Here is a 24888-nt window from a genome sequence, read left to right on the forward strand (position 1 = left end):
ATGGAGTGAGGGGCTACCACGATGCTCGTGCTGACCAGGAAGGCCGGCGAGAGCGTGATGATCGGCGATGACGTCGTCGTCACCGTGCTCGAGGCGCGCGGCGACGTCATCCGTATCGGCATCAAGGCGCCGCGGGACGTCCAGGTGCACCGCGAAGAGGTGTACCAGGAGCTGCGGGAGGTCAACCGGGAGGCGGCGTCTCCGACGGATGCAGCCGTCCGCGCGCTGACCGAGATGCTCGACCGTCCACAGAAGAGCGACTGAACCGCTCGCACACAGGGTGTGGAACGGGCCGGCCCCCGCGCGGGAGCCGGCCCTTCGGCGTCTCAGCGGATGGTCAGGCCGCGCGCCTGCAGGAACGGGATCGGGCTGATCGCGTTCGCGCGGGTCGCGGGTACGCCCACGTGCACCTCGAAGTGCAGGTGCGGGCCGGACGAGGCGCCGGAGGTGCCCACGTAGCCGAGGATCGTGCCGCGCGCGACGGTCTGCCCCACGGTCACCGACGGGCGGCGCACCATGTGGCAGTAGCGGGTCACGACGTTTGCGGCGTGCTGCACCTCGACGTACCAGCCGCAGCCGGTGAGGGAGCTGCTGCCGTCCACGTCGCAGGTTCCCCGGGAGACGTTGCAGACCACGCGGATGACCGTGCCGGCGCTCGCCGAACGGATGGCGGTGTTGCGGGTCGCGCCGAGGTCCACACCGTCGTGGGTGGGACGCTGCCGGGTGCGGAAGCCGCTCACCAGTCCCGCGGTGACGGGAAGCATCCACGAGCCGGTCACCGCCGGCATCCGGGTCGCGGACGGGCACTTGGGGATATCGCCGGGGCCGCGCCGGATGTACGCGTCGGAGACGTAGCTCCCGTCCGCCAATCGGTCCCAGTAGCCGGTGTTCGTCACCGTGCCGCTGATGAACTGACCCGCGAGCCGGCAGACGATGGACACGGCCGAGCCGTTCGGTACGGCGCCGGTGCGGGGGCTGGTCGCGGACGGGCCGCTGCGCGCGTTGAGCGGCGTACCACCGGTCACCACCGTGCCCGTCGCGGCCGGTACGGCCACCGCCGGCGCGGCGATGCCCAGCGTGCCGGCGGCCGTGAGCAGTGCGAGGGCGCTGCGCTGATGTCGGCGCTTCATCGAGGTTCCCTTCGGACGGTCCGGCGCGCGTGGGCAGCACAGAACAGTTGCGGCAAAACCCGCAAAACGGCTTCTGTGGCACGGAAACGCCGGAAAAATGAGGAGTCGGCGGACGGAACCCGGCGTGACGAATGCATCAGGTCCGCACCGCCATGCTGACCCCTGAGGGAGAGTTGGATGTCCCGATTGACGCAAATGGGCATCGCGAAGCGGCTCGCGCTGATCGTCGCGGCCGGTGTCGTCGGGCTGCTCGTGCTGACGGTCGTCTCGTGGGTGGCCCAGAACCGGCTGGCGGATCAGGCCGACCGGGTACGCGGGCTCGAGGCCGGCCTGGCGGCGCTCAACCACCTCGACACCCGGCAGAGCGAGCTGAAGGTCGACGCGTACCGGGCGGCCCTGGCCCAGGACGTCACCCAGGACGTCGCCGACGACGTGGCCTCGGCCACCGAGGCCGCCGATGCGGTCGAGGGCGCCGGCCTGCCCGCCGACCTGGCGGCCGAGTTCGCCGGCATCCGGCCCGACGTCGACGCCTTCGGCACCTTCATCACCGACTTCGCGCGCCAGGCCGGGGCGCCGGGCGGCGCGGCCCGGGCGAACATCGACCAGATCGCCGAGCGCAACCACGCCGTCGACGACAAGCTGGGCGCCCTGAACGAGAAGGTGACCGCCGCGACCGACCAGGAGCGGGCCGACATGGACGCGACGACGGCCAGCTCGCGCCTGATCACCGGGATCGTCGTGGTCATCTGTCTGGTGCTGCTCATCGGGATGGCCATACCGCTGGCACGCTCGATCCTGGGCCCGGTGCGGCGCCTCGGCGAGGTCGTGGACGCGCTGGCCGCCGGCGACCTGACCCGGCGTACGGGCATCCGGAGCCGGGACGAGATCGGGCGGATGGCGGCCGGCATGGACTCCGCGATGGAGTCGATCCACCGGTCGATGACCACGATCGGGCAGAATGCGGAGACCCTCGCGAGCGCCGCCACCGAGCTGTCCGCGGTGGCCGGGCAGATCGCGGACGCCGCGCACGACACCGACGCGCAGACCTCCTCGGCGTCGCACGAGGCGCAGGAGATCTCCCGCAACGTGCAGACCGTCGCCGCGGGCTCGGAGGAGATGGGTCTGAGCATCCGCGAGATCTCCCAGAACACCACCGAGGCGGCGCAGATCGCGGCGGTCGCGGTGACCGAGTCCGCGCAGGCCACCGAGACCATCCGGCAGCTGGGCGAGTCGTCGGCGGAGATCGGCAACGTGATCAAGCTGATCACCTCGATCGCCGAGCAGACGAACCTGCTGGCGCTCAACGCGACCATCGAGGCGGCGCGGGCCGGGGACGCCGGCAAGGGCTTCGCCGTGGTGGCGAGCGAGGTCAAGGACCTGGCCCAGGAGACGGCGCGGGCGACCGAGGACATCGGCGCCCGGGTCGCCGCGATCCAGGGCGACACCACCGGCGCGGTCGAGGTGATCGGCCGGATCAGCGAGGTCATCGCGAAGATCAACGACTTCCAGACCACCATCGCGAGCGCGGTCGAGGAGCAGACAGCGACCACCGAGGAGATGAGCCGGAGCATCGGCGAGGTCGCCTCCGGCAGTGGCCGGATCGCCGCGAACATCGCCGACGTCGCCACCGCCAGCGCCTCCGCGGTGCACGGCGTCACCCAGACCCGGCAGGCCAGCGACGACGTGGCGCGTACGGCCGAGGAACTGCGTACGCTGATCGGCGAATTCAGGCTGTAGCACGCACCCGGAATGCACCTGGCGCGGCCCCGGCCCACAACACCGGACCCGCACTGTAACTGCGAGGGCGGGAGGAGCTCGTCCTTCTCGCAGAGCGGTCGGGGAGTCATCGTGGGTGCAGAGCTCGAATCGGTCCTGGACGGCACCACCCTCGCCGCGCCGGCGGCCGCGCTGGATCTGCGTACCGACGCGCACGTGCACACCGGCTTCGCCGCCGGCCGCGACAGCGTGGGCGTGGTGGTCTCCACCGCCGACCGCGCCGGCCTGACCTCCCTGACCTTCGCCGACCAGGTCGGCCCGGACACCACGTGGCTGTCCGCGTACGCCGATGCGGTCCGCCGGGCCCGGCAGCGTACGGAGCTCACCCTGCGCGTCGCGGCCGAGGTCGAGGTCGTCCAGCCGGACGGCTGGCTGGCCTGGCCCGCCGACCTGGGCCAGCTCGAGGCGGTCTCGGTCGCCGTGTCCCGGCTGCCGCTTACCGCCGGACCGGCCACCCCGCGCGAGGTGCGGTCCCTGCTGGCCGCCGGCCGGCTCACCCCGGACGAGGTGGCCGAGGTCGCCGTGACCGCCACGATCAAGGGCATCGAGCGCGCCTCCCGGTACGCCCCGGCGCAGCTGGCCCGCCCGCTGAGCCTGCTCGCGCAGGTCGGCATCGACGACTCGGCGGTCACTCCCGCGGTGCTCGGCGCCCTCGCCGCGGCCTGCCGGTCGACCGGCACGGTGGTCGAGATCAGCGAGGCGTGGCGCAGCCCGTCGCCGCGCGTGGTGGCCATGCTGCGCGGTGCCGGAGTGGCGATGGTGGCTGCCAGTGACGCCCGGTACGCCGCCGAGGTCGGGCACTGGCAGTACCTGCGCCGGGTCTGAGCCGAAACCAAACGCGGAACGTATTCGTCTACGTACTCTCTGTCATAGCCGCACGTCAGCATGGGAGAGATGCGATGAGTATGGTTCAGCAGGCCGTCGAGATCAGCGCACCGCTGCACGCCGTGTACGAGCAGCTGGCGGCATTCGAGAACTACCCGCGCTTCATGACCGGCGTCGAGCAGGTCACCCCGATCGGCACCGACCGGACGCACTGGGTCATGGACGTCGAGGGCGACCGGCGCGAGTTCGACGCCCGGATCACCGAACGCTCCCTCGACGAACGGGTGGCCTGGACCGCGGTCGGCGGCCCGGCGCTGTCGGAGACCATCACGCTGCGGCCGATGGGCGAGACGCGGACGCAGATCGTCGCGCAGCTGGAGGCCGACGTGGCGTTCCTGCTCCCCAGCGACCGGCACGCCCAGGAGACGCTGAGCAAGCGGCTCAAGAACGACCTCAACGCCTTCAAGAGCCTCATCGAGGCCGGCAAGCTGGGCGACGCCGTGCAGCTCGGCGACGCCAGCTCCAAGAACATGTCGGCCGGCCTCGCCTCGCCGGCCTCGGTGGCGGCCCGCGCCCGCAGCGGCCGTCCCGGCGCCGGCTGGGGCACGAGCGCCGGCGAGTTCAGCAACGCCCGCCCCGACGGCCTCGGCACCGTACGCCCGAACGCCGGCACCGCGCCGCTCGGCAGCCCCGTGGCCGGTACGAACGTCGACATCACCTCGGCGCCCGGCATCTCCGACCCGCACGACCTCGACGACGTCCTGGCGCCCGGCCGCCGGATCACCGGCCGGCCCACCATCAGCGGAGGCGCGGCGGGCGCCGGGACGGGCGGGCAGGCGGCCGCCTCGGCGCGGATGGGCGGCAAGGCGATGAACACCCGCTCCGGCCGCGGCGACGGCATCATCCACGAGGAGGAGCGCGGCAGCGCCCACGACTGGTAGGCCCCTACACCGAGGCGGCTTCCCAGGTCACGATCAGGCGCGCACCCCGGGGCTCGGCCCGCTCGTAGCGGACCGAGCCCCCGTTCGCCTCCACCAGGTGGCGCACGATGAACAGCCCGAGGCCCGCGCCCCGCATGAACCGGTCGAAGAGCTTCGGTACGAGGTCCTCCGGGATGCCGGCCCCGGCGTCCTGCACCACCAGCACCACCGTGTCGTCGTGCCGGCCCGCCGTGACCTGTACCGGGGCATCGCCGTACGCGAGCGCGTTCATCAGCAGGTTCCGGACGACGTGCCAGACGTGCTGGCGGTCGGCGAGCGCGGACACGTCCTCGGTCACCGTCACGCCCACGTCCTCGGCGCAGTCCAGTTCCGCGGTCACCGACGCGACGACCTCCAGCACCGGGACCGGCGTACGCCGCGCGGTGACCGCACCGGTGTCCAGCCGGAACAGCAGCTGGAGGTCGTTCATCATCTTGATCAGCCGATGGGTGTTCCGGTCGATCTTCTCGACCAGCTCGAGCCGGATGTCGTCGGGCAGGTCGGTGTAGTCGGCGTGCAGCAGCTCGGCGAGGCTCGCGATCGAGCTGATCGGCTGGGCCACGTCGTGGGTCAGCATCGAGGTCAGGTCGTTCTTGAAGGTCAGCGCCGCCTCGAGCCGCGCGTTGGCCTCCAGCAGCCGCTCGTTGCTGGTCTCCAGCTCGGCCGCCCGCTCGCTCAGCTCGTCCTCGGCCCGCTTGCGGTCGGTGATGTCGACGTACGTGGTGACGTAGCCGCGGGTGCGGCCGTCGGCGTCCGGGATCGGGGCCATCGTGGCGAGCACGGGCACGTCCGTGCCGTCGGCGCGGCGGACGAGCCAGTCCCCGGTTCCGGGCGGCGGCAACTGCTCCGGCCCGGGCGGTCCCGGCGCCTCCTCGTGGCCGGTCAGCTCGCGCCAGCGACGGTTCACGTCGATCACGTGGTAGTTCGCGTCGAGCACCATGACGGCCTCGTTCATCGACTGCAGGAGCGTGTCGGCGAAGTCGCGCCGTTCGTGCAGCTCCGCGACGAGCTCCCGCTGCTGGCGGTCGGCGCCCTCCAGGGACCGGACCAGGAAGCCGATCAGGGCCAGGACCGCGAGCGCGGCGAGGACGGCTCCGGTGCTGATGGCGGCCACCGGCCGGCTGATGCCGGTTCGCACGGCGAGCGCGCTCACCAGCGCGGCGACCACGGGTACGGCGATGGCGGCGGGCAGCGCGCGGCGGATCTTCACGCCGGGGCCGGCGGCGGCCGTACGCAGCGGACCGGACTCGGGCCGCGCCAGCACCATGCCCACGGCGAGGACCAGCAGCGCCCCCGCGTGGTACGGCGACATCAGGCTGTCCGGGCCCCGCCCGCCCGGGAAGGTGGGCGCGAACATCCGGGGCACCAGCGCGACGAGGGCGATGACGGCGGCGCCGGCCAGCAGGGGATCGGCGACGCGGTACCGCACCGGGTGTCCCGGCCGGCGGCGTACGCGCAGGTCCAGGCAGAGCAGGGCGAGGGCTGCGAGCAGGGTGGCCACCCCGGCGGCCGGGTGCCGGGGCAGCGCGGCCAGGCCCAGCGCGGCGGCGAGCCCGGCGAGCACGTACGCGCCCACCCGGACGGCCCGCGCCGTGCGGCGGGGGGCGAGCAGGAAAAGCGCCAGCCCGGCGACGCTGAGCGCGGCGGCCGGGCTGGACGTGAGGAGCGGGGCGGTGCGGACGGACGGTGTGGCCAGGCCGAGGGCACCGGCGGCGGCCACCGCGGCACCGGCGCATCCGGCCGCGACCCGGGACAGCCTGCCCACGTCCTGCGCCGCCATCTGCACCGGAGAAACCCCTCTAAATATGGGCTTATCGGCCCAAGCGTGAGGGATCGATCATATCGCGGCGGATGGTGTCAAGGGGTCACGCCGAGGGAGACCGCCCGGCCCACTCGAAACCGTCCTCGACGGTGGCCTTCGCGGCCATCGGGGCCAGCCGGCCGGCGTACTTGTTGGCGTGGTGCCCGCAGAAGGCCAGGTTGCCGCCGCTGGCGAGGGCGATCTCCAGCTTCGCGGCCGCGCCGCAGCTGTCGCAGCGCTCGGTCAGCGACGGGGCGACGACGATCTGGGGCGACAGCACGGCGGTCATAACGCTCTCCTTGCTCGGTGGCGGTGCAAGCGGGCCCGACAGCGGGTAGTTCGGCCCGCCGTCCGGTGGACTTAGCACCCGGGTTCCGATCCGCCGCGCTGCAACCAACGCGCAACCGGAGCGGTCCCGTTACGGCTCTGCGTTCTTCTCACGATTTCCCCCTACGACCGCCGGCATGCCTGCTTCCCGGGTGACTTCCGTCGCCGGCCGGGCCGCACGAGGAGGAACCCCCCCGATGACCAGCGACAACGGGCGTCGCCGTGCGGTGCGCCGGGCCCTGGCGGCCGGTGCGGCCACCATCGCCGCCGTGACCGGTGTGTCCGGCACCGCCTTCGCCGGTACGCCCGGAGCCCTTCCCCTGGGAAGCGTACGGGCAGCGGCCACGGGCGCCATCACCGGCAGCTACATCGTGGTGCTCAGGTCCTCGAGCCCTCCCGGTGGCTCCCGTGCCCTCGCGCGGCGCTACGGCGGCAGCGTGCTCGCCGACTACTCCTCGGCCGTACGCGGCTTCCACGCCGACATGACCGCGCTGCAGGCCCGGCGCCTGGCCGCCGACCCGGCCGTCGACTACGTCGAGCAGGACGCGACCGTACGCCTCGCCGACGTCCAGACCGGCCCGGTGTGGGGCCTGGACCGGATCGACCAGCCGTCGCTGCCGCTGTCGAAGACCTACACGTACCGGCCGGCGGCCGGGGTGACCGCGTACGTGCTGGACACCGGGGTGCGCATCGCCCACCAGGAGTTCGGCGGCCGGGCGAGCTATGGCCGCGACTTCATCGACAACGACGCGACCGCCCAGGACTGCAACGGCCACGGCACCCACGTGGCCGGCACGATCGGCGGGCGCACGTACGGCGTGGCGAAGGACGTCAAGCTCGTCGCCGTACGGGTGCTCGACTGCACCGGCTCCGGGTCGTACTCGGCGATCATCGCGGGCGTCGACTGGGTCACGCGGAACGCCGTGAAGCCGGCCGTGGCCAACATGAGCATCGGCGGCCCGGTGAGCTCCGCGCTGAACTCGGCCGTCGCCAAGTCGATCGCTGCCGGGGGTCACGTACGCCGTCGCAGCGGGCAACGACAACCGGAACGCTTGCAAGTACTCGCCGGCGTCGGCCCCGGACGCGATCACCGTCGGCGCGACGGACAGCGCGGACGTGCGCGCCTCGTTCTCGAACTACGGCTCGTGCCTCGACCTCTTCGGTCCCGGCGTACGGATCACCTCGGCCGGGTCCTCGTCGAACACCGCCAGCACGATGATGAGCGGCACGTCGATGGCGACCCCGCACGTGACGGGCGCGGCCGCCCTGGTCGCGGCGGCCCACCCGGCCTGGACGCCGGCGGAGATCACCGCGGCGCTCGTCGGGAAGGCGGCCCAGGGCAAGGTGGCAAGCCCGGGCAGCGGGTCCGCCAACCGGCTGCTCCAGACCGGCTTCCTGAACACCGAGACCGTCGAGCCCGCACCGGCGAGCGCCTGCGGGCCGTTCGTCGTGGATACGGACGTGGCGATCACCAGGCTGGGGACGGCCACCAGCACCAGAACAGTCACCGGCTGCTCCGGTACGGCCTCCGCGGCGTCGACGGTCGGGGTGACCGTGAAGCACGCGTACCGCGGGTCGCTGGTCGTCACGCTGACCAGCCCGGCCGGGGTGAAGTACACGCTCAAGGCGGCGCGCAAGGCGGACAAGGCGGCCGACCTGGCGCACACGTACCCGATCGACCTGTCCGGTACGCGCCGCAACGGAAAGTGGTCTTTGCAGGTCAAAGACACCTTCGGCAGCACCGTGGGAGTCCTGGACAAGTGGCGGCTGTCGCTGTGGATAAAACCGTGAAAGCCGCCCTCCGGCACCGGGCACGCCGATAGCGTGAACGGCACCAGCCCGGAGGAGGCTCACATGTCCGAAGATCAGCGGGAGCGTCCCACCGTCCTCGTCGTCGACGACGAGGAGGACCTGCGCGACATCATGCGGCGCATGCTGGAGCGGCGGGGCTACACCACGCTGGTCGCCGGCGACGCCGACCAGGCCACCGCGGTCTGCCGGGACCACCCGGGGCCCATCGCGGTGCTCGTGACCGACCTCGGCCTGCCCGGCGTCTCGGGCGGCGAGATGGCCGACCGGTGCCGGGAGCTGCGTCCCGAGATGGGCGTGGTCTACATCTCCGGCCTGCCCAAGGACATCGCCGTCACCAAGGGGCTCATCGCCGAGGACGCCCTGCTCGTCAAGAAGCCGTTCACCTCCGACCTCCTGCTGGAGGCGCTGCGGCTCGTCCTCGCCGAGGCCGCGAACACCTAGCGCTAGCCGTACCTGAGAAGAGCGCCGCCGGACTACGGTCCGGCGGCGCTTTTTCGTGCCCGGCCGGCGTCCTGGATGCGGCCGTAAAGTCCTTCATCCGCGGCGCCCGCTGCCGCCCACCCGGTTCCCCGGCGGGCGGCACCTGGGCTGCACCCGAACGCTCGCCGCGGCGGCACCCGCCCCTGTCGAACCTGGATGTCAGACAGCGATTCATTGACATACAGGGGGAATCTGGTGAACGGCAGGCGGGGGATCATCGGCGTCGCCGTGACCGGCGTGGTGGCCGCGGGCGCGGGCTTCGCGCTGAGCGGCACGGCCAATGCGGCGACGACGACCGAGACGGTCGGCGTCTACAGCACGGACGATGCGTACACGTCGAGCACGCGCAAGACGACCAACTTCGGCCAGGCCGACAAGCTCGTGGTCGGTACGGAGAGCGGCGAGACACGGCTGTCCTATGTGAAGTTCGCGCCGAAGGTCGCCACCGGCGCCACGGTCAGCGGCGCGGAGCTGCGGCTGCCGCTGGACAGCAAGCCGGTCGCCGCGACCCTGACCCTCTACTCGGTGGCGTCGTCCTGGTCCGAGAAGACCATCACCGCGTCGAACGCGCCGAAGCTGGGGACGGCCCTGCTGTCGGTCAAGCCGAAGGTCACCGACACCAGCGTCAGCTTCGACCTGTCCAAGGTGGTCACCAAGTCGGGCACGTACGCGTTCGCACTGAAGTCGGCGTCCACGACGGGCGTCACCCGGGTGCGCTCGCTGGAGTACGGCGACGCCACCGGCGGCGGCCCCGAGCTGCGGCTCACGGTCGTCAAGAAGACGACCACCCCGACGACGGCCCCGACCACCAAGGCCCCGGTGACGACGCCTCCGACCACCGCGCCCACTACGGTGCCGCCGACGACGGTGCCGCCGACGACGGTTCCGCCGACCACCGTTCCGCCGACCACCGTTCCGCCGACGACGGTTCCGCCGACCACCTCGGCGCCGACGGGCGGCTGCGTCACCGATGCGCTGCTCGTGCCCTCGTGCGGCGTGCTCTGGGGCGCGGCGGCCGGCGGCTTCACCGACACCCCGCGGGACCAGGCGCTGAAGGACTGGGAGACGCTCACCGGGCGGACCGCGACGATCTTCCACACGTACCACAAGGGCAACGAGCTGTTCCCGACCAAGTCCGAGATCGCGATGACCCGCGACCCGGCGCGCCCGCGGGTGCTGCTGCTCAACTGGAAGGTCGCGTACGGCACCACGTGGGCCAAGGTCGCCGCCGGTGGCCAGGACGCGCGGATCGACGCGTGGTCGACGTACGTGAAGAACAACTACGGCACCCAGAAGTTCTTCCTCGCCCTGCACCACGAGCCGGAGAACGACGTCAACGCCACCGCCGGTTCGGGCATGACGGCCAAGGACTACGCGGCCATGTACCGCCACGTCATCACGCGGCTGCGCGCCAACGGCGTCACCAACGCGATCAACGTGGTCGCGTACATGGGCAACGAGAAGTGGATGGCGCAGTCGTGGTGGAAGGACCTGTACCCCGGTGACGACGTCGTCGACTGGGTCGGGCTGGACTCGTACGTCAGCGTCGAGAAGGGCTACTACCACTACGGCGACATGGGCGACATCCTCGACCGTCAGCCCAGCGGCGGCGGCCTCGGCTGGTACGACTGGGCCGTCACCAACCACCCGACCAAGCCGATCATGGTTGCCGAGTGGGGCATGTACCACCGCACCACGGTGAAGGTCGACAAGGCGCCGGCGTTCAACACCGTCGTCCCGCAGCTCGCCGCCCACCCGAAGGTCAAGGCCGTCGTCTACTTCGACACCAAGGCCGACGACGAGGGCGACCGTGACATCTCGGTGAACTCCACCGCCACCGGCCTGACGGCGTTCCGCAAGGTCGCCGCGGACCCGATGTTCAACGTCACCATCAAGTAACCCCCCCGAGGCATTCGGGCCGGTCTCCGTACGGGGACCGGCCCGATGTCTATTGCGGCCACGGGACGGTCAGCTCGCCGCGCCGCCACCGCGCCGGCCCGTCCAGCACCGGCCAGGACGCGCGGAACCGTTCCACGGTCGCGAGCCAGCGCTGCCGCGGCCCGAACGGCGTGGCGCTCGCCTCCCACGCCGAGCCCAGCGTGGCGAGCAGGTCGTGCACGGGATGTCCCGGCACGTTGTGATGGATGAGCGCCTTGGGCAACCGCTCCGCGAACGTCGCCGGATGGTCCAGATCGGACAGCCGGGCCGACAGCGTCAGGGTCTGCGGCGCCCCCGCCTCCACCACCGCCCACGTCGCGATCCGGCCCAGTTCGTCGCAGGTGCCCTCGACCAGCAGCGCACCCGTCGCGGTCATCGTGCGCCAGGCGTCGGCCACCTCGTCCTCGGCGTACTGGCGCAGCACGTTGAACGCGCGGACCACCACCGGGCGCAGGCCGGCCAGCTCGAACCCGCCGCGGTGGAACTCGAGCCGGGGCGGGTCCGCGTACGGCTGCGCCGCGGCCACCCGTACCGGATCGATCTCGAGGCCGACCACCGCGACGTCGGGCCGGACCGCGGCCGCCAGCCGGGCGCGCAGCTCGATCGCCGTGATCGGCGTCGCGCCGTATCCGAGGTCCACGACCAGCGGCCGGTTTGCGGCCGTCAGCAGACCCCCGCACCGGTACGCGATGAAGTTGTCCACCCGGCGCAGCCGGTTGGGGTTGGTCGTGCCCCGGGTGATCGCGCCCAGCGGCTTCGTCACGGCTACTTCTCGCGGACGACCTTGTGCTGCGCGGCCTGCGCGATCGGGCGCACCACCAGCCGGTCGACGTTGACGTGCTGCGGACGGGTGGCCGCCCACGCGATGCAGTCGGCGACGTCGTCGGCGACGAGCGGCTCGCGGACGCCCGCGTACACCGCGTCGGCCTTGTCCGGGTCGCCGAGGCGGTTGAGGGCGAACTCCTCGGTGCGCACCATGCCGGGGTCGATCTCCACGACCCGGACCGGCTTGCCGGCCAGCTCCAGACGCAGCGTGCCGACCAGTGCGTTCTGCGCGTGCTTCGCAGCCGTGTACCCGCCGCCGCCCTCGTAGACCACGAACGCCGCCGTCGATCCGACTGTCACGACCGTGCCCGCGCCGCTCGCCTCCAGGGCGGGCAGCAGCGCCTTCGTGACCCGCAGGGTGCCGAGCACATTGACGTCGTACATCCACTGCCAGTTCTCGACCGAGCCCTCGGCGACCGGCTCCACTCCGCGGGCGCCGCCGGCGTTGTTGACCAGCAGGGTGACCGGACCGCCCAGCGCCGTCACCGCTTCCGCGAGCGCCGTGACCGATTCCGCCGAGGTGACGTCGCAGGCCACGGCGGTCGCCGACGCGTCGCCGACCTCCGTCACGAAAGCCTCGAGCCGGTCCGTACGGCGGGCCGCGGCGACCACGTGGAAGCCCTCGGAGACCAGGCGGCGGGCCGTCGCCGCCCCGATGCCGCTGGACGCACCCGTCACGACGGCGATGTTCTTCTGCACCATGCCTAGATCCTGCCTCATGACCTGAGTCACGCCGGAGCGCCTGGAGTGGGATTCAGGCGGTCCGCACGGGGAAGATGAACGACGGCGTAACAGTTCGTCGTTACGTTTGACCGCTTTTGAAGGGACACGACGTGGCTGACCCGCGGGCCGCAGGCCACTGGCCGACACCCCGGCGCATCGCCACCCTCTCCGTGCACACCTCACCGCTCGAGCAACCCGGCACCGGCGACGCGGGCGGCATGAACGTCTACATCGTCGAGGTGTCCCGCAGGCTCGCCGAGCGCGGTGTCGAGGTCGAGATCTTCACCCGGGCCACCTCCAGCGAGCTTCCGCCCGTGGTCGAGATGGCGCCCGGGGTCAGCGTGCGGCACGTCACCGCCGGACCCTTCGAGGGCCTGTCGAAGGAGGAGCTGCCGTCGCAGCTGTGCGCCTTCACCAACGGCGTGCTGCGCGCGGAAGCCGCGAACCCGCCCGGCCACTACGACCTCATCCACTCGCACTACTGGATGTCGGGCCAGGTCGGCTGGCTCGCCCGGGAGCGCTGGGGCGTCCCGCACGTGCACACCGCGCACACGCTCGCGAAGGTCAAGAACAGGTTCATCGCCGACGGCGACCGCCCCGAGCCCAAGGCCCGGGTGATCGGCGAGGAGCAGGTCGTCGCGGAGTCGGACCGGCTCGTCGCGAACACCCGCTTCGAGGCCCAGGACCTCGTCACCTGTTACGACGCCGACCCGACCCGGCTGTCCGTGGTGCAGCCCGGCGTGGACCTCGGCCGCTTCCGGCCCGGCGCCGGCCAGGCCGCCGACCGCCGCCGGCTCGGCCTGCCCGAGCGGGGGTACGTGGTGGCGTTCGTCGGCCGCATCCAGCCGCTCAAGGGGCCGGACGTGCTGATCCGCGCGCTGGCCGCCGAGCCGATGCGCGACGCCGACGTCACCGTGGTGATCTGCGGCGGACCCAGCGGCAGCGGCCTCGACCGGCCCACCTCGCTCATCGAGCTCGCCGCGTCGCTGGGCGTCTCGGACAAGGTGCGGTTCCTCCCGCCGCAGACCGGCGAGGCCCTCGCCTCGCTCTACCGGTCGGCGGACCTGGTCGCCGTTCCCTCGCACAACGAGTCGTTCGGGCTGGTCGCGCTCGAGGCCCAGGCGTGCGGCACGCCGGTGGTCGCGGCCGCGGTCGGCGGGCTGGTCACCGCGGTCACCGACGGCGTCAGCGGTGTCCTGGTCGACGGCCACGACCCCGCCGACTGGTCGGCGGTGCTCGCCCGGCTGCTGCGCTCGCCGGCCCTGCGGCTGCGGCTGTCCGTCGGCGCGGTGCGGCACGCATCGAACTTCTCCTGGGACCGTACGGCGGAAGGCCTGCTGCGGGTCTATCGAGAGGCGGTCTCGGAGCACCGTGCGCTGATCGCCGCCCGTCTGGCAGGCTCCTTCTCGTGGTGAACGACGTCGGAGCCCTCATCGAGCGTGTCTGCGCGGAGCGCGAGCTGCCGTGCGAGCCGACCGGCGACTCGTCCTGGGTCGTCACGATCCCCGGTACGCACAAGTTGAAGACCGCCTGCAACCTGATCGTCGGCGAGCACGCGCTGCGCGTCGAGGCGTTCGTCATGCGCCACCCCGACGAGAACCACGAGCAGTTGTGGGCCTGGCTGCTGCGCCGCAACGCCCGCATGTACGGCGTCGCCTTCTCCATCGACGCGGCCGGGGACGTGTACCTGACCGGCCGGATGTCGCTGAAGGGCCTCGACGAGGACGAGCTCGACCGGCTGTTCGGGGCGGTGCTCACGTACGCCGACGAGTCGTTCGACTCGATGCTGGAGATCGGCTTCGGCACGGCCATCCGGCGCGAGTGGGAGTGGCGGGCCAAGCGCGGGGAGTCCCTGGCCAACCTGCAGGCGTTCGCCCACTTCGCGGACCCGGACGCCGACGCCCACTGACATGCCGCCGGACGCCGACGCCCGCCCGAACCGGGTCTGACGCGACCCGGCCGAGCGGCACGGTTAACCTGGCTGATGCATTAGTTAAGAGCATTGCCAGTTGGAGGGCCGGTGCCGAAGGCGCGCACGTGGTGGTCGGACGCGGTCGGAGGGCTCCCGGCCACCTACTGGTACCTGTGGACGGGCCTGCTGATCAACCGGGTCGGCGGCTTCGCCGTGCTGTTCCTGTCGCTCTACCTGACGGCGCAGCGCGGCGCGAGCACCGCCCTGGCCGGCCTCATCGTCGGCGCGTACGGCATCGGCGGCGTCGCCGGCACCCTGCTCGGCGGCGTCCTCACCGACCGCTGGGGCCGCCGCTCCACGCTGCTCGCCTCGCACATCGCCACCGCGATCCTGCTCGTGGCCCTGGCGGTGAGCACCGAGCTCCCCGTCATCGCCGTGTTCGCACTCCTGCTGGGCCTCGCCCAGGCCATGCCGGGCCCTGCCTTCGTCGCCGCGATCATCGACGTGGTGCCGGCGGAGAACCGCTCCCGCGCGTTCAACCTGCAATTCTGGGCGTTCAACCTGGGCATGGCCGGTGCGTCGCTGCTCGCCGGGGTGCTGGCCGAACGGAGCTACCTCGGCCTGTTCCTCATCGACGCGGCATCGACGGCGCTGACCTGCGTACTGATCTTCTGGAAGGTCCCGGAGACCCGGCAGCGCACGACCCTGCCGGACGCGGGTGCCGGCGGCATGCGCACGGCCCTGACCGACTGGATCTTCCTGGCGTTCGTCGGGCTGACCCTGCTGCAGGCGCTGCTCTACAGCCAGACGAACACCATCGTGCCGCTGGCCATGCGGGACGACGGCCTGAGCCCGTCCAGCTACGGCCTGCTCACGGCGCTGAGCGGGACGCTCATCGTGACCGGTCAGCTCTTCGTGCCCAAGCTCATCGACCGGCACCGCAAGGCCCGCGTGCTGGCCGTCTCGCTGGCCGTGATGGCCGCCGGCTTCGCGGTGCTGGCCGCGGCGAACAGCCTCACGGTCTACCTGCTCGCCGCGGCGGTCTGGACGATCGGCTCGATGCTCGCCGCCCCGCCGAACGCCGAGATCAACGCCGAGCTGGCGCCCCCGGAGCTGCGCGGCCGCTATCAGGCGGTGTTCTTCCTGACCTTCCCGGCGGCGTCGTTCCTGGCGCCGGCGCTGGGCGGGGCGAGCCTGCAGGCGTTCGGCCCGGCGCACTGGCTGATCGTCGCGGGGGTGGGGGCGGCGGGGGCGGCGCTGCACCTGGTCGCCGGGCCGGCGCGGGAGCGGCGGGTCGCGGCGCCGGCCACCCGCACCCGCCAGACCACGGCGTGACCCGGCTCGACACGGAGATCACTCGGCGGGCACGCAAAAGCCCGGCACTCAGGCCGGGCTCATGATCACGATTGGCGCCGGCGGCGGCGGGCGACACCCATCCCCATAGGCGTCGCCCGCACATACCGCCGGTCTCGGGTCGCGCCGTCCCCCAACGGCTGATGCCACCCGTCCCCGAACGCCGCTCCGCGGCGGTCCCGAAGGACCAACCCGTTCCCCGAACTAACGGCTCGGCGTCCATCGACCACGCTAGTTGGGCCCGTCAAGGCCCACAAGCCACTTGGCTGTCTGCCATCTGTCGGGACCGTCACACCGGGCAACTCAAACCTCACGGACGATGCCGAACTCGCCCTTAAGGCCAATTGCCCGGGGAACGTGCGGACCGGCTCAGCCCCTCCGGGCATCGGCCGAACGGGTAGGTGACGTCCCGGAAAACGATCTCCAGGAGCAGCCCGTGGTCCACCCCTCCGCCCCGCTCGCCTCGGACCCCGCGCTTCAGCAGGCGTCACTCGCCCTGCTGCTGCACGAGCGCCTGATCGCCACCGTCAACGCGCGCACCGGCGCGGTCGTGGCCGCCAACGACCGGTTCTGCGATCTGGTCGGCCGGGACGGCAGCGAGGTCGTGGGGCAGCGGCTCAGCGAGCTCTGGAACACCTCCGCGAGCGCGGTCGACCGGATGCTCGACGCCGCGCGTGGCGGCGAGTACCTGGAGCAGGTCATCGAGGTCGTGGACCACGCCGACCGGCACAAGTGGCTGCGGCTCAACTGCGGGCCGGTGCAGCCGGAGCCGGGCGCGCGGCAAACCGACGGCCAGATGGTGTTCGTGACGGCGTACGACATCACCGAGGACCGGCGGCACGTCACCGAGCTCAAGGGCAAGTACGCGGCGATCGACCGGTCCCAGGCGGTGATCGAGTTCGACCTCGACGGCACGATCCTGTCCGCCAACGAGAACTTCCTGGAGCTCGTCGGCTACTCGCTCAGCGACCTGGTCGGCCAGCACCACCGCATGCTCTGCGAGGACCGGTACGCCGACAGCCCGGAGTACGAGCAGTTCTGGGAGCGGCTGCGCACCGGCGAGCCCGAGTCCGGCGAGTACAAGCGGGTCGGCCGGGGCGGGCGGGAGGTGTACATCCGGGCCACGTACAACCCGATCCTGAACCTGGACGGGCGGCCGTACAAGATCGTGAAGTACGCCCTGGACGTGACCGGCACCAAGCTGCGCAACGCCGAGTACGAGGGCAAGGTCACCGCGATCGGCCGCTCGCAGGCGGTCGTGGAGTTCGACCTGTCCGGCCTGATCCTCGACGCCAACCAGAACTTCCTGAACACGATGGGCTACACCCTCGACGAGATCCGGGGCCAGCACCACCGCATGTTCGTCGAGGAGCAGGAGGCGCGCGGCGCCCAGTACCGCAACTTCTGGCAGGCGCTCTCCCGCGGCGAGTACGAGTCCGGCGAGTACAAGCGGCTGGCCAAGGGCGGCCGGGAGGTGTGGCTGCAGGCCACGTACAACCCGATCTTCGACCTGGACGGCCGGCCGTTCAAGGTCGTGAAGTACGCGACCGACGTCACCGACGCCAAGCTGCACAGCGCCGAGTACGTCGGCAAGGTCACCGCGATCGGCCGCTCGCAGGCGGTCGTCGAATTCGATCTCGAGGGGCACGTCCTCGACGCGAACGAGAACTTCCTGGCCGTGGTCGGCTACAAGATCGATGAGGTACGCGGCCAGCACCACCGCCTGTTCATGGACCGGGAGGCGGCCCGCAGCCCCGAGTACAAGCGCTTCTGGGAGCGGCTGGCCCGCGGCGAGTACGAGTCGGGCGAGTACAAGCGCATCGGCAAGGACGGCAAGGAGGTGTGGCTGCTGGCGTCGTACAACCCGATCTTCGACCTGGACGGCCGGCCGTTGAAGATCGTGAAGTACGCGACCGACGTCACCGAGGGCAAGCTGCGCAACGCCGAGTACGAGGGCAAGGTCGAGGCGATCGGCCGGGCGCAGGCCGTCGTCGAGTTCGACCTGCAGGGCCGGGTGCTCACGGCCAACCGCAACTTCCTCGACGTGGTCGGCTACTCCATCGAGGAGGTCCGGGGCCAGCACCACCGGATGTTCGTGGGCAAGGAGGACGCGGCCGGCGCCGAGTACCTGGCGTTCTGGGACCGGCTCGGGCGTGGCGAGTTCGACTCCGGCGTCTACAAGCGCGTCGCGAAGGGCGGCCGGGAGGTGTGGCTGCGTGCCACGTACAACCCGATCCTCGACCTGGACGGGCGGCCGTACAAGGTCGTCAAGTACGCCACCGACATCACCGAGGCGAAGCTCCACAACGCCGAGTACGAGGGCAAGGACCAGGCCATCAACCGCGCCCAGGCGGTCATCGAGTTCGACCTCGAGGGCGTGATCCTGCTGGCCAACGAGAACTTCCAGCGCACCCTCGGCTACTCGGCGCGGGAGCTGGTCGGGCAGCACCACAGCATGCTCTGCACTCCCGAGTACGTGACCTCGGCCGAGTACCGCGACTTCTGGCTGCGGCTGCGCAAGGGCGAGTACCTCACCGGCCGGTTCCACCGGGTCGGCAAGTTCGGCCGGGACGTGTGGATCCAGGCCACGTACAACCCGATCTTCGACATGCAGGGCCGTCCGTTCAAGGTCGTCAAGTACGCCCACGACATCACCGACCAGGTCCAGCTCGAGCAGTTGCTGTCGGCGAAGACCCGGGAGATGAGCCGGTCGATCAACGAGCTGACCGGCTCGATCGACGAGATCGTGGTGAGCGCCCAGCAGGCGAGCCGGCTGGCGGGGGAGACCCAGCACAACGCCCAGGAGGGGTACGAGGAGCTGCGCAAGTCCATCGAGGCGATCGACCTCATCGAGAAGTCCTCCGACCAGATCGCCGCCATCGTCAACGTGATCGGGGAGATTGCCAGCCAGACGAACCTGCTGGCGTTCAACGCCTCCATCGAGGCGGCCCGCGCCGGCGAGCACGGCGTCGGGTTCTCCGTGGTGGCCGGCGAGGTGCGCAAGCTGGCCGAGCGGTCCTCGGACGCGGCACGCGAGATCACCACGCTGATCCACGAGTCCGCGCAGCGGGTCGGTCAGGGCTCGGCGGTCTCGCACCGCGCGCAGGACGCCTTCGGCCAGATCCTGCGGAGCGTCGCCTCCACCACCGAGTCGATCAAGCGGATCGCCGACTCGACCCAGCTCCAGCAGGACGCGTCGCGCTCGGTGAACAGCCTCATCAACGACCTGATCGGTACCGACGCCGCGATGGCGCCGGAGGGGACACCGGCCCGGTGACCACCGACGCCCGGTACGGGGTCTTCCACGCCGGCGGCGTGCGGGTCGCGCTGCCGCTGGACGAGCTCCGCGAAGTGATCATGCGACCGCCGGCGTTCAGCCCGCTCCCGGCCACGGCGCCGGGGCTGCTCGGCGCGGTCAACCTGCGGCACGTCGTGATCCCGGTGCTGGACCTGCGCCGGCTCGCCGGGTACGCCCCGGACGACGACAGCGGCCGGGTGATCGTCATCGTGGCCCGCGGCGACCAGCTGTTCGGCCTGCTCGCCGACGAGATCGAGGGGGTGACGCGGATCCGGCCCGAGTCGCTGCTGGGCGTCTCCGTCGCGGGGGAGCGGCCGGCGCTGTTCTCGCACACCTTCGAACGCCCCGAGGACGGCGCGGTGGTGTCGCTGCTGGACGCCGAGGCGATCTCCCGCCTGCCCGGCGTACCCGTCGTCCGGGACACCGGTCCCCGCGCGTCGATCGCCGGGCTCGGCGGCGTGGACACCGACACGTCCCGCCGTACGGTGCTCCTGCTGCGCTGCGGGCCGGTCGGGCTCTGCATCGACGTGGGTCACGTGCACTCGGTGGTTCCCCAGCTCACGTTGCACTCCTCGCCGCTGGACGGCTCCTCCGTACGCGGCGTGGTGCACCTGCAGGGCAAGGCGGTGCCGGCCGTGGACCCGCTCAAGCTCCTCGGCCTGGGCGCCGTGCCCGACGACGGCAACCTGCGCGGCGTGGTCCTGGCCACGCCCCGGGGCCTCGTCGTCCTCACCGTGTCGGAGATCGCGGACATCGCCTCGGTGCCCGTCGCGGACGTGCTGCCGCTCCCGCCGGTCGGCATGCGCAAGGACGGGTTCCTGGCCGGGGTGCTGCGTACCGGCTCGGGTGATCAGCACCTGCTGCTCAACGGCGAGGCGTTGCGTGCCGACGCCGAGCTCGACGCGCTGGGCAGTCTCGGCGTACCCCTGGACCCGGCCGGCGCCACCACCCAGCGGGCACCGGCGAACCGGAACGCGGGCCGGGACCAGGACCGTCCGGACGGCCGTCAGGTCGTGCCGAGCGTCCGCAAGTTCCTCACGTACAGCGTGGGCACCGAGGCGGCGACGCCGCTGAGCCAGATCACCGAGATCGTGCCGTACCCGGAGAACGCGATCGCCGTCGACGACGCCGGCGCCCTGCTCGGGATCTTCGCCCACCGCAAGCTGTCCGTGCCGTTGATGTCGCTGCCACAGCTGCTCGGCGTGCCCGGCATACCCGACCCGAGGACCGCGCGGGTGCTGCTCGTCGACGGGCCCGGCGGCGAGCTGATCGGCTTCGTCGTCCCCGCGCTGCACGCGATCGAGGACTCGGTGTGGGAGGAGACCGCACCGAAGGAGACCGCCGACCCCGGCGCGCTGCTGCAGCGCGGGCCGCTGGTCAAGATCGGTACGGAGGCCCACGGCCGGCTGCTGCCCCATGTGGACCTCACCGCGATGGTCGTCGCCGAGCTTGTCTGAGCCTGCTAGGTTTTCCGGTACGCCGACGAGCCCGGAAGGAGGTCAGAACAATGTCCGATGTTCTGCGCCCCCTCCGCGTCCCGGCGTCCACGCGGAGCTGAACCGGGGCGTCTGCTCTTCCGGAGGTTCCCCATGACCGACGTGGTCGTCCGTCCGCTCGTCGCGGGCGAGGAAAACCTGTTCGACTCCCTGCCCGACCCGCTGCCCGAGCTGCGGCAGGTCCCGTACGCCGACGGTGTGGCATCCGGCGGCTACCGCCCCGGGAACACCTGGGTCGCCCTGCGCGGCGGCCGCATCGTCGCCCGCGCGGCCTGGGTCCAGCCGCCCGGGGCGGTCGGCGATCCCTGGCTGGAACGCTTCGACGTGACCGCCGAGCCCGAGGTGGGTGCCGAGCTGCTGCGCGCCGCCCATGAGGCGTTCGGCGGTCCCCGGCCGTACTACGCGGCGGCGCCGGCGTACTGGCGGCGCCGGCCCGACGTCAGAGCCGTCGTGGAACGGCCCATGGAAGCGGCCCGGCTGGCCGGCCTCGTCGAGCGCGGTGAGCGGTTGCGCTTCACCTGGACCGGTACGCCGCTCCCGGCCGCCTCGGGACGCCACACGTTCCGCCCGGCGCGCGATGCCGCCGAGATCAACGATCTGGTGCGCCGGATCGGCGAGCCGGAAGTGCTGACCGGCGCGGAGACGGCCCGGGCGGTGGCCGGCGTCGACATCGCCACCGATCCGCTCGCGTGGCTCGGCGACTCGCCGGGCGCCTGGCGGGTGGCCCTGACCGACGGCGAGCCGGTGGGACTCGCCGGTACGGCCGGCGACGCCTGTTACCCGCTGCTGGTCTACCTCGGCGTCCTCGACCCGGCCGTCCGCGGTGACCTGCTGGCCGAGGCGACCGGGGTGCTGGCGGAGGGCGGCGCCCGCGAGGTGGTGGCCGATACCGACGCCCATCGCGTGGCAACCGTGGCGGAGCTGGAACGCACCGGTTTCCGGCGGCTGCGCGCCCGGGTCGTCTTCACGCCCTAGTTGTCGGCAGGCACCGGCACCTGCCGCGGCGGGGTCACGTCCTCCTCGTGGGTCGTCTCCGTCGCGGCGGGTGCGGGCGTCGTGAGCGCGCTCTCCGTCAGGCGCAGTTCGGCCGCGCGGCGTTCCCGGGCGGGGCCGGACACCAGCTGGCCGACCGCGACCAGCGCGCCGAGCGCCGCGCAGCTCAGCCAGAGGACGGCGCTGCCCGCATGCTGCTGCACGAAGCCGCCGATCACCGGTGCCAACGCCGAACCCGCCGACCATGACAGCGAGTTGACGCCCTGGTAGCGGCCCCGCAGCTGGGACGGCGACAGCTCGGCCACCAGCGCCGAGTTCGACGGGCTCTGCAGCATCTCGCCGAGGGTCCAGATCACCACGGTGACCGCGTAGAAGGCGGCCGAGCCGGCGAACGCGTTGAGCCCGAAGCCGACGCCCATGATCAGGATGGCGAGCGCCAGCACCCGGGACCGGTTGCGGCCGTCGATGAGCTTCGGCACGAACAGCTGGCCCGCCACGATCATCAGCCCGTTCACCGCGATCACCCAGCCGAAGGTGGCCGGGCTGAGGCCGTCCGCGGTCATCGCGATCGGCAGCGTGGACATGTGCTGCATGATCACCAGGACGATCACGAAGTTCAGCGCGAGGAAGCTCACGAAGACCCGGTCGCGGAAGACCGTACCCAGGCCCGGGCCGCCGCGGACCCGCCGGACGACCGCCCGGACCGGCTGCGTCTCGGCGATGAAGACCAGGCTGATGAGCGCGGTGACGAGGGTCGTGCCGGCGTCCACCACGAACAGCAGCAGGTAGTCGACCTTCGCGAGCATCCCGGCCAGGATCGCTGCTCCGGCGAAGCCCAGGTTGATCGCCCAGTAGTTCAGCGAGAACGCCCGGATGCGGTCCCGGTCCGGGACCACGTCGACCATCATCGCCTGGAACGCCGGCCGGACCCCCTCGGCGAAGACGCCCAGCAGCCAGGCGCCGGCGAGCAGCTGCCAGAACTGCCCGGCGAAGCCCAGCGTGAGCATCAGCGCGGCGGTGCCGAACTGGGCGGTGAGCATCGTGGGGCGCCGGCCCCAGCGGTCGGTGAGCACCCCGCCGGTCATCGTGCCGATCGCGCCGCCGACGCCGTACGCCCCCAGCACCAGGCCGGCCTGGCTCTGCGAGAAGTGCAGGTCCTGGGTGAGGTAGATGGCCAGGTAGATGACGACGAAGGCGCCGAGCCGATTGATCAGCGTCCCGGTCCAGAGGAACCAGAACTGCCGGGGCAGCCCACCCGCCGCTTCCCGCAACCACCCGCGCACGCCCGCACCCCCGTGTAAGCACCGGTAGAACCTTCCGGACTTACAACCTAGTGATCCCCGGTGGACCTCGCAGCCCGGTTTCCACGTGGTGGTCGCCACTCGGGGTCCATGCATGCGGGGTCTCGCGTTGCGGCAGGATGGGGGTATGACTGGGACCCTTGTGCTGCTGCGCCACGGCGAGAGCGAGTGGAACGCCAAGAACCTCTTCACCGGCTGGGTCGACGTCGACCTGAACGCCAAGGGGGAGACGGAGGCCCGCCGCGGCGGCGAGCTGTTGAAGGAGCACGGCCTGCTGCCGGACGTCGTGCACACCAGCGTGCTGCGCCGCGCCATCCGGACCAGCGAGATCGCCCTGCACACCGCGGACCGGCACTGGATCCCGGTCAAGCGGCACTGGCGGCTCAACGAGCGCCACTACGGCGCCCTGCAGGGCAAGGACAAGAAGCAGACCCTCGAGACGTACGGCGAGGAGCAGTTCATGCTCTGGCGCCGGTCGTACGACGTGCCCCCGCCGCCGATCGACGACAACGACGAGTACTCGCAGTTCGCCGACCCGCGCTACGCGGCCCTGCCGCCGGAGCTCAAGCCCCGCTCGGAATGCCTGAAGGACGTGCTCCTGCGCGCCCTGCCGTACTGGTACGACGCGATCGTGCCGGACCTGCGCGCGGGCAAGACGGTGCTGGTGGCTGCACACGGCAACAGCCTGCGCGCGATCGTGAAGCACCTCGATCAGATCTCCGACGAGTCCATCGCGAAGGTGAACATCCCGACGGGGATCCCGCTGCGCTACGACCTCGACGACAACCTGCGCCCGGTCACCGCCGGCGGGGCGTACCTCGACCCGGAGCTGGCCAAAGAGGCCGCGGCCGCCGTCGCCAATCAGGGTCGCTGATTTCCCTTCACTGGGGGGATTTTCGTGGGCGGGGATACCGGGGCGGTCAGGCTTGATCCCTGCGTGCGGCATCCCCGCCCACGAAAAGCGTGGTGGTGACTCTGCTCGTCTCGGTTGGCGCCGGGGCCCTGGTGACAGCGAAGAGCGCCGGGTGCCCCCGTGGCACCCGGCGCTTCCTGTCGTGGTGGGTCAGGCGGCCTGTTCGCCGGTGATGAGGTAGAGCATTTGTTCGGCGCTGTTGACGGCGTGGTCGGCGTAGCGCTCGTAGAAGCGGCCGAGGAGGGCGCCGTCGATCGCGGTCTCGGCGCCGTACGGCCAGTCGTCGGCGAGCAGGACCTTGAAGAGGTCGCGCTCCAGGTCGTCCATGGCGTCGTCGTCCTTCTCGAGCTCGGCCGCCAGGCCGGCGTCGGGACGGGCCAGCACCGTGGTGATCTTGTCGGCCATCCGGTCGGCCACCTCCGCCATCTGCCGGAAGACCGGGCGCAGCTCCGCCGGGACCGCCGGCGACGGGTGCCGGCGCAGCGCCGTCTTCGCCACGTGCTCGGCCAGGTCGCCCATCCGCTCCAGATCCGCGGAGATGTGCAACGCGGTGATCACCATCCGCAGGTCGGAGGCCACCGGGGCCTGCCGCGCGATCGTGTCGGCCACCTTCGTCTCGACCTGGCGGTAGATGTCGTCGACCTCCGCGTCGCGGGCCATGACCGCCTCGGCCGCCTCCCGGTCCGCGGTCAGCAGCGCGGTCGTCGCCTTGCGCAGGGCGGCGCGTACCGCCTCCGCCATCGTCACCAGCAGGCGACTGACCTCGTTGAGGTCCGCCTGGAACTCCTCACGCATGTTCTCGTCCCGGGGTCGAGGCTGGCCGGAACCATCTCCGGCAGCCGGGGTGAGCAGGGCTTGCAGGGGCAACGCTAAGAGGGCTCGGCGGCGCGGACATGAACGGCGGTGAACGACGCCGGGCCGGGTGGTGAACATTGTTCGAAGCGTGCCGGATTTGTCCGGTTAGCCGTACGGGTCAGGTAAACAATGACCCTACGATCGCAGCGT

The 24888-nt window shown here is 71.7% G+C and carries 20 protein-coding genes and 1 pseudogene; 14 read left to right on the forward strand and 7 right to left on the reverse strand.

Features of this window, described 5'->3' with window-relative positions; genetic code table 11:
- The first annotated feature begins 21 nt into the window (after nt 1-21).
- Nucleotides 22-264, forward strand: coding sequence for a carbon storage regulator CsrA (csrA, locus tag COUCH_RS38785; protein WP_275980060.1), 243 nt, complete (start codon nt 22-24; stop codon nt 262-264).
- Between the two features lie 62 nt (nt 265-326).
- On the opposite strand, the gene COUCH_RS03615 is transcribed toward csrA, so the two are convergent.
- Entirely contained in the window at nt 327-1130 is an 804-nt protein-coding gene (locus COUCH_RS03615) for a M23 family metallopeptidase (RefSeq protein ID WP_249610684.1), read from the reverse strand.
- 177 nt (nt 1131-1307) lie between these two features.
- On the opposite strand from COUCH_RS03615, the gene COUCH_RS03620 reads away from it, so the two are divergent.
- From COUCH_RS03620 to COUCH_RS03630, 3 genes are all read left to right on the forward strand, one after another.
- Nucleotides 1308-2867, forward strand: coding sequence for a methyl-accepting chemotaxis protein (locus COUCH_RS03620; RefSeq protein ID WP_249610685.1), 1560 nt, complete (start codon nt 1308-1310; stop codon nt 2865-2867).
- Between the two features lie 111 nt (nt 2868-2978).
- Nucleotides 2979-3731 carry a hydrolase gene (locus COUCH_RS03625; protein WP_249610686.1) on the forward strand — a complete coding sequence of 251 codons (753 nt, stop codon included), beginning with the start codon at nt 2979-2981 and terminating at the stop codon, nt 3729-3731.
- 74 nt (nt 3732-3805) lie between these two features.
- Nucleotides 3806-4672, forward strand: coding sequence for an SRPBCC family protein (locus tag COUCH_RS03630; RefSeq protein WP_249610687.1), 867 nt, complete (start codon nt 3806-3808; stop codon nt 4670-4672).
- 4 nt (nt 4673-4676) lie between these two features.
- On the opposite strand, the gene COUCH_RS03635 is transcribed toward COUCH_RS03630, so the two are convergent.
- Nucleotides 4677-6491, reverse strand: coding sequence for a sensor histidine kinase (locus COUCH_RS03635; RefSeq protein WP_249613547.1), 1815 nt, complete (start codon nt 6489-6491; stop codon nt 4677-4679).
- 85 nt (nt 6492-6576) lie between these two features.
- Nucleotides 6577-6801 (reverse strand): DUF7455 domain-containing protein, encoded by a 225-nt coding sequence (locus COUCH_RS03640; RefSeq protein WP_249610688.1) that lies wholly within the window; start codon nt 6799-6801, stop codon nt 6577-6579.
- Between the two features lie 235 nt (nt 6802-7036).
- Here COUCH_RS03640 and COUCH_RS39100 point away from each other — a divergent pair.
- The 3 genes and pseudogenes from COUCH_RS39100 to COUCH_RS03655 all read left to right on the forward strand — a co-directional run bounded on the left by COUCH_RS39100 (nt 7037) and on the right by COUCH_RS03655 (nt 11030).
- Nucleotides 7037-8630: pseudogene (locus COUCH_RS39100) on the forward strand (S8 family peptidase).
- A gap of 63 nt (nt 8631-8693) precedes the next feature.
- Nucleotides 8694-9092 (forward strand): response regulator, encoded by a 399-nt coding sequence (locus COUCH_RS03650; protein ID WP_249610689.1) that lies wholly within the window; start codon nt 8694-8696, stop codon nt 9090-9092.
- A gap of 234 nt (nt 9093-9326) precedes the next feature.
- A complete protein-coding gene (locus COUCH_RS03655) occupies nt 9327-11030 on the forward strand; it encodes a DUF7594 domain-containing protein (RefSeq protein WP_249610690.1) in 1704 nt (567 codons plus the stop codon).
- A 49-nt stretch (nt 11031-11079) separates the two neighbouring features.
- Here the strand turns inward: COUCH_RS03655 and COUCH_RS03660 are convergent, their stop codons facing one another.
- Both COUCH_RS03660 and COUCH_RS03665 read right to left on the reverse strand, forming a co-directional pair.
- Nucleotides 11080-11832, reverse strand: coding sequence for a class I SAM-dependent methyltransferase (locus tag COUCH_RS03660; protein ID WP_249610691.1), 753 nt, complete (start codon nt 11830-11832; stop codon nt 11080-11082).
- A gap of 2 nt (nt 11833-11834) precedes the next feature.
- A complete protein-coding gene (locus COUCH_RS03665; RefSeq protein WP_249610692.1) occupies nt 11835-12596 on the reverse strand; it encodes an SDR family oxidoreductase in 762 nt (253 codons plus the stop codon).
- 131 nt (nt 12597-12727) lie between these two features.
- Here COUCH_RS03665 and mshA point away from each other — a divergent pair, with 131 nt between their 5' ends.
- From mshA to COUCH_RS03695, 6 genes are all read left to right on the forward strand, one after another.
- Nucleotides 12728-14032: a D-inositol-3-phosphate glycosyltransferase gene (mshA, locus tag COUCH_RS03670; RefSeq protein WP_249610693.1), complete on the forward strand. Its 1305-nt coding sequence runs from the start codon at nt 12728-12730 to the stop codon at nt 14030-14032.
- The gene (locus COUCH_RS03675) at nt 14029-14526 is read left to right on the forward strand and encodes a YbjN domain-containing protein (protein WP_249613548.1); all 498 of its coding nucleotides are present in this window, start codon (nt 14029-14031) and stop codon (nt 14524-14526) included. Before mshA ends, COUCH_RS03675 begins: the two co-directional genes overlap by 4 nt.
- A gap of 111 nt (nt 14527-14637) precedes the next feature.
- Nucleotides 14638-15864 carry an MDR family MFS transporter gene (locus COUCH_RS03680; protein ID WP_249610694.1) on the forward strand — a complete coding sequence of 409 codons (1227 nt, stop codon included), beginning with the start codon at nt 14638-14640 and terminating at the stop codon, nt 15862-15864.
- A 454-nt stretch (nt 15865-16318) separates the two neighbouring features.
- Nucleotides 16319-19159 carry a methyl-accepting chemotaxis protein gene (locus COUCH_RS03685; RefSeq protein ID WP_249610695.1) on the forward strand — a complete coding sequence of 947 codons (2841 nt, stop codon included), beginning with the start codon at nt 16319-16321 and terminating at the stop codon, nt 19157-19159.
- Entirely contained in the window at nt 19156-20637 is a 1482-nt protein-coding gene (locus tag COUCH_RS03690; protein ID WP_249610696.1) for a chemotaxis protein CheW, read from the forward strand. Before COUCH_RS03685 ends, COUCH_RS03690 begins: the two co-directional genes overlap by 4 nt.
- A 132-nt stretch (nt 20638-20769) precedes the next feature.
- Nucleotides 20770-21651: an acetyltransferase gene (locus COUCH_RS03695; protein WP_249610697.1), complete on the forward strand. Its 882-nt coding sequence runs from the start codon at nt 20770-20772 to the stop codon at nt 21649-21651.
- Here the strand turns inward: COUCH_RS03695 and COUCH_RS03700 are convergent.
- Nucleotides 21648-22952 carry an MDR family MFS transporter gene (locus tag COUCH_RS03700; RefSeq protein ID WP_249610698.1) on the reverse strand — a complete coding sequence of 435 codons (1305 nt, stop codon included), beginning with the start codon at nt 22950-22952 and terminating at the stop codon, nt 21648-21650. The two genes, COUCH_RS03695 and COUCH_RS03700, sit on opposite strands and share 4 nt — an antisense overlap.
- Nucleotides 22953-23064: 112 nt before the next feature.
- On the opposite strand from COUCH_RS03700, the gene COUCH_RS03705 reads away from it, so the two are divergent.
- Nucleotides 23065-23844: a phosphoglyceromutase gene (locus COUCH_RS03705; protein WP_430640879.1), complete on the forward strand. Its 780-nt coding sequence runs from the start codon at nt 23065-23067 to the stop codon at nt 23842-23844.
- 189 nt (nt 23845-24033) lie between these two features.
- Here COUCH_RS03705 and phoU read toward each other — a convergent pair whose 3' ends face one another.
- A complete protein-coding gene (gene phoU, locus COUCH_RS03710; RefSeq protein ID WP_249610700.1) occupies nt 24034-24678 on the reverse strand; it encodes a phosphate signaling complex protein PhoU in 645 nt (214 codons plus the stop codon).
- Nucleotides 24679-24888 lie beyond the last annotated feature (210 nt).

It is taken from the genome of Couchioplanes caeruleus (assembly GCF_023499255.1).
GTDB classification, from domain to species: domain Bacteria; phylum Actinomycetota; class Actinomycetes; order Mycobacteriales; family Micromonosporaceae; genus Actinoplanes; species Actinoplanes caeruleus_A.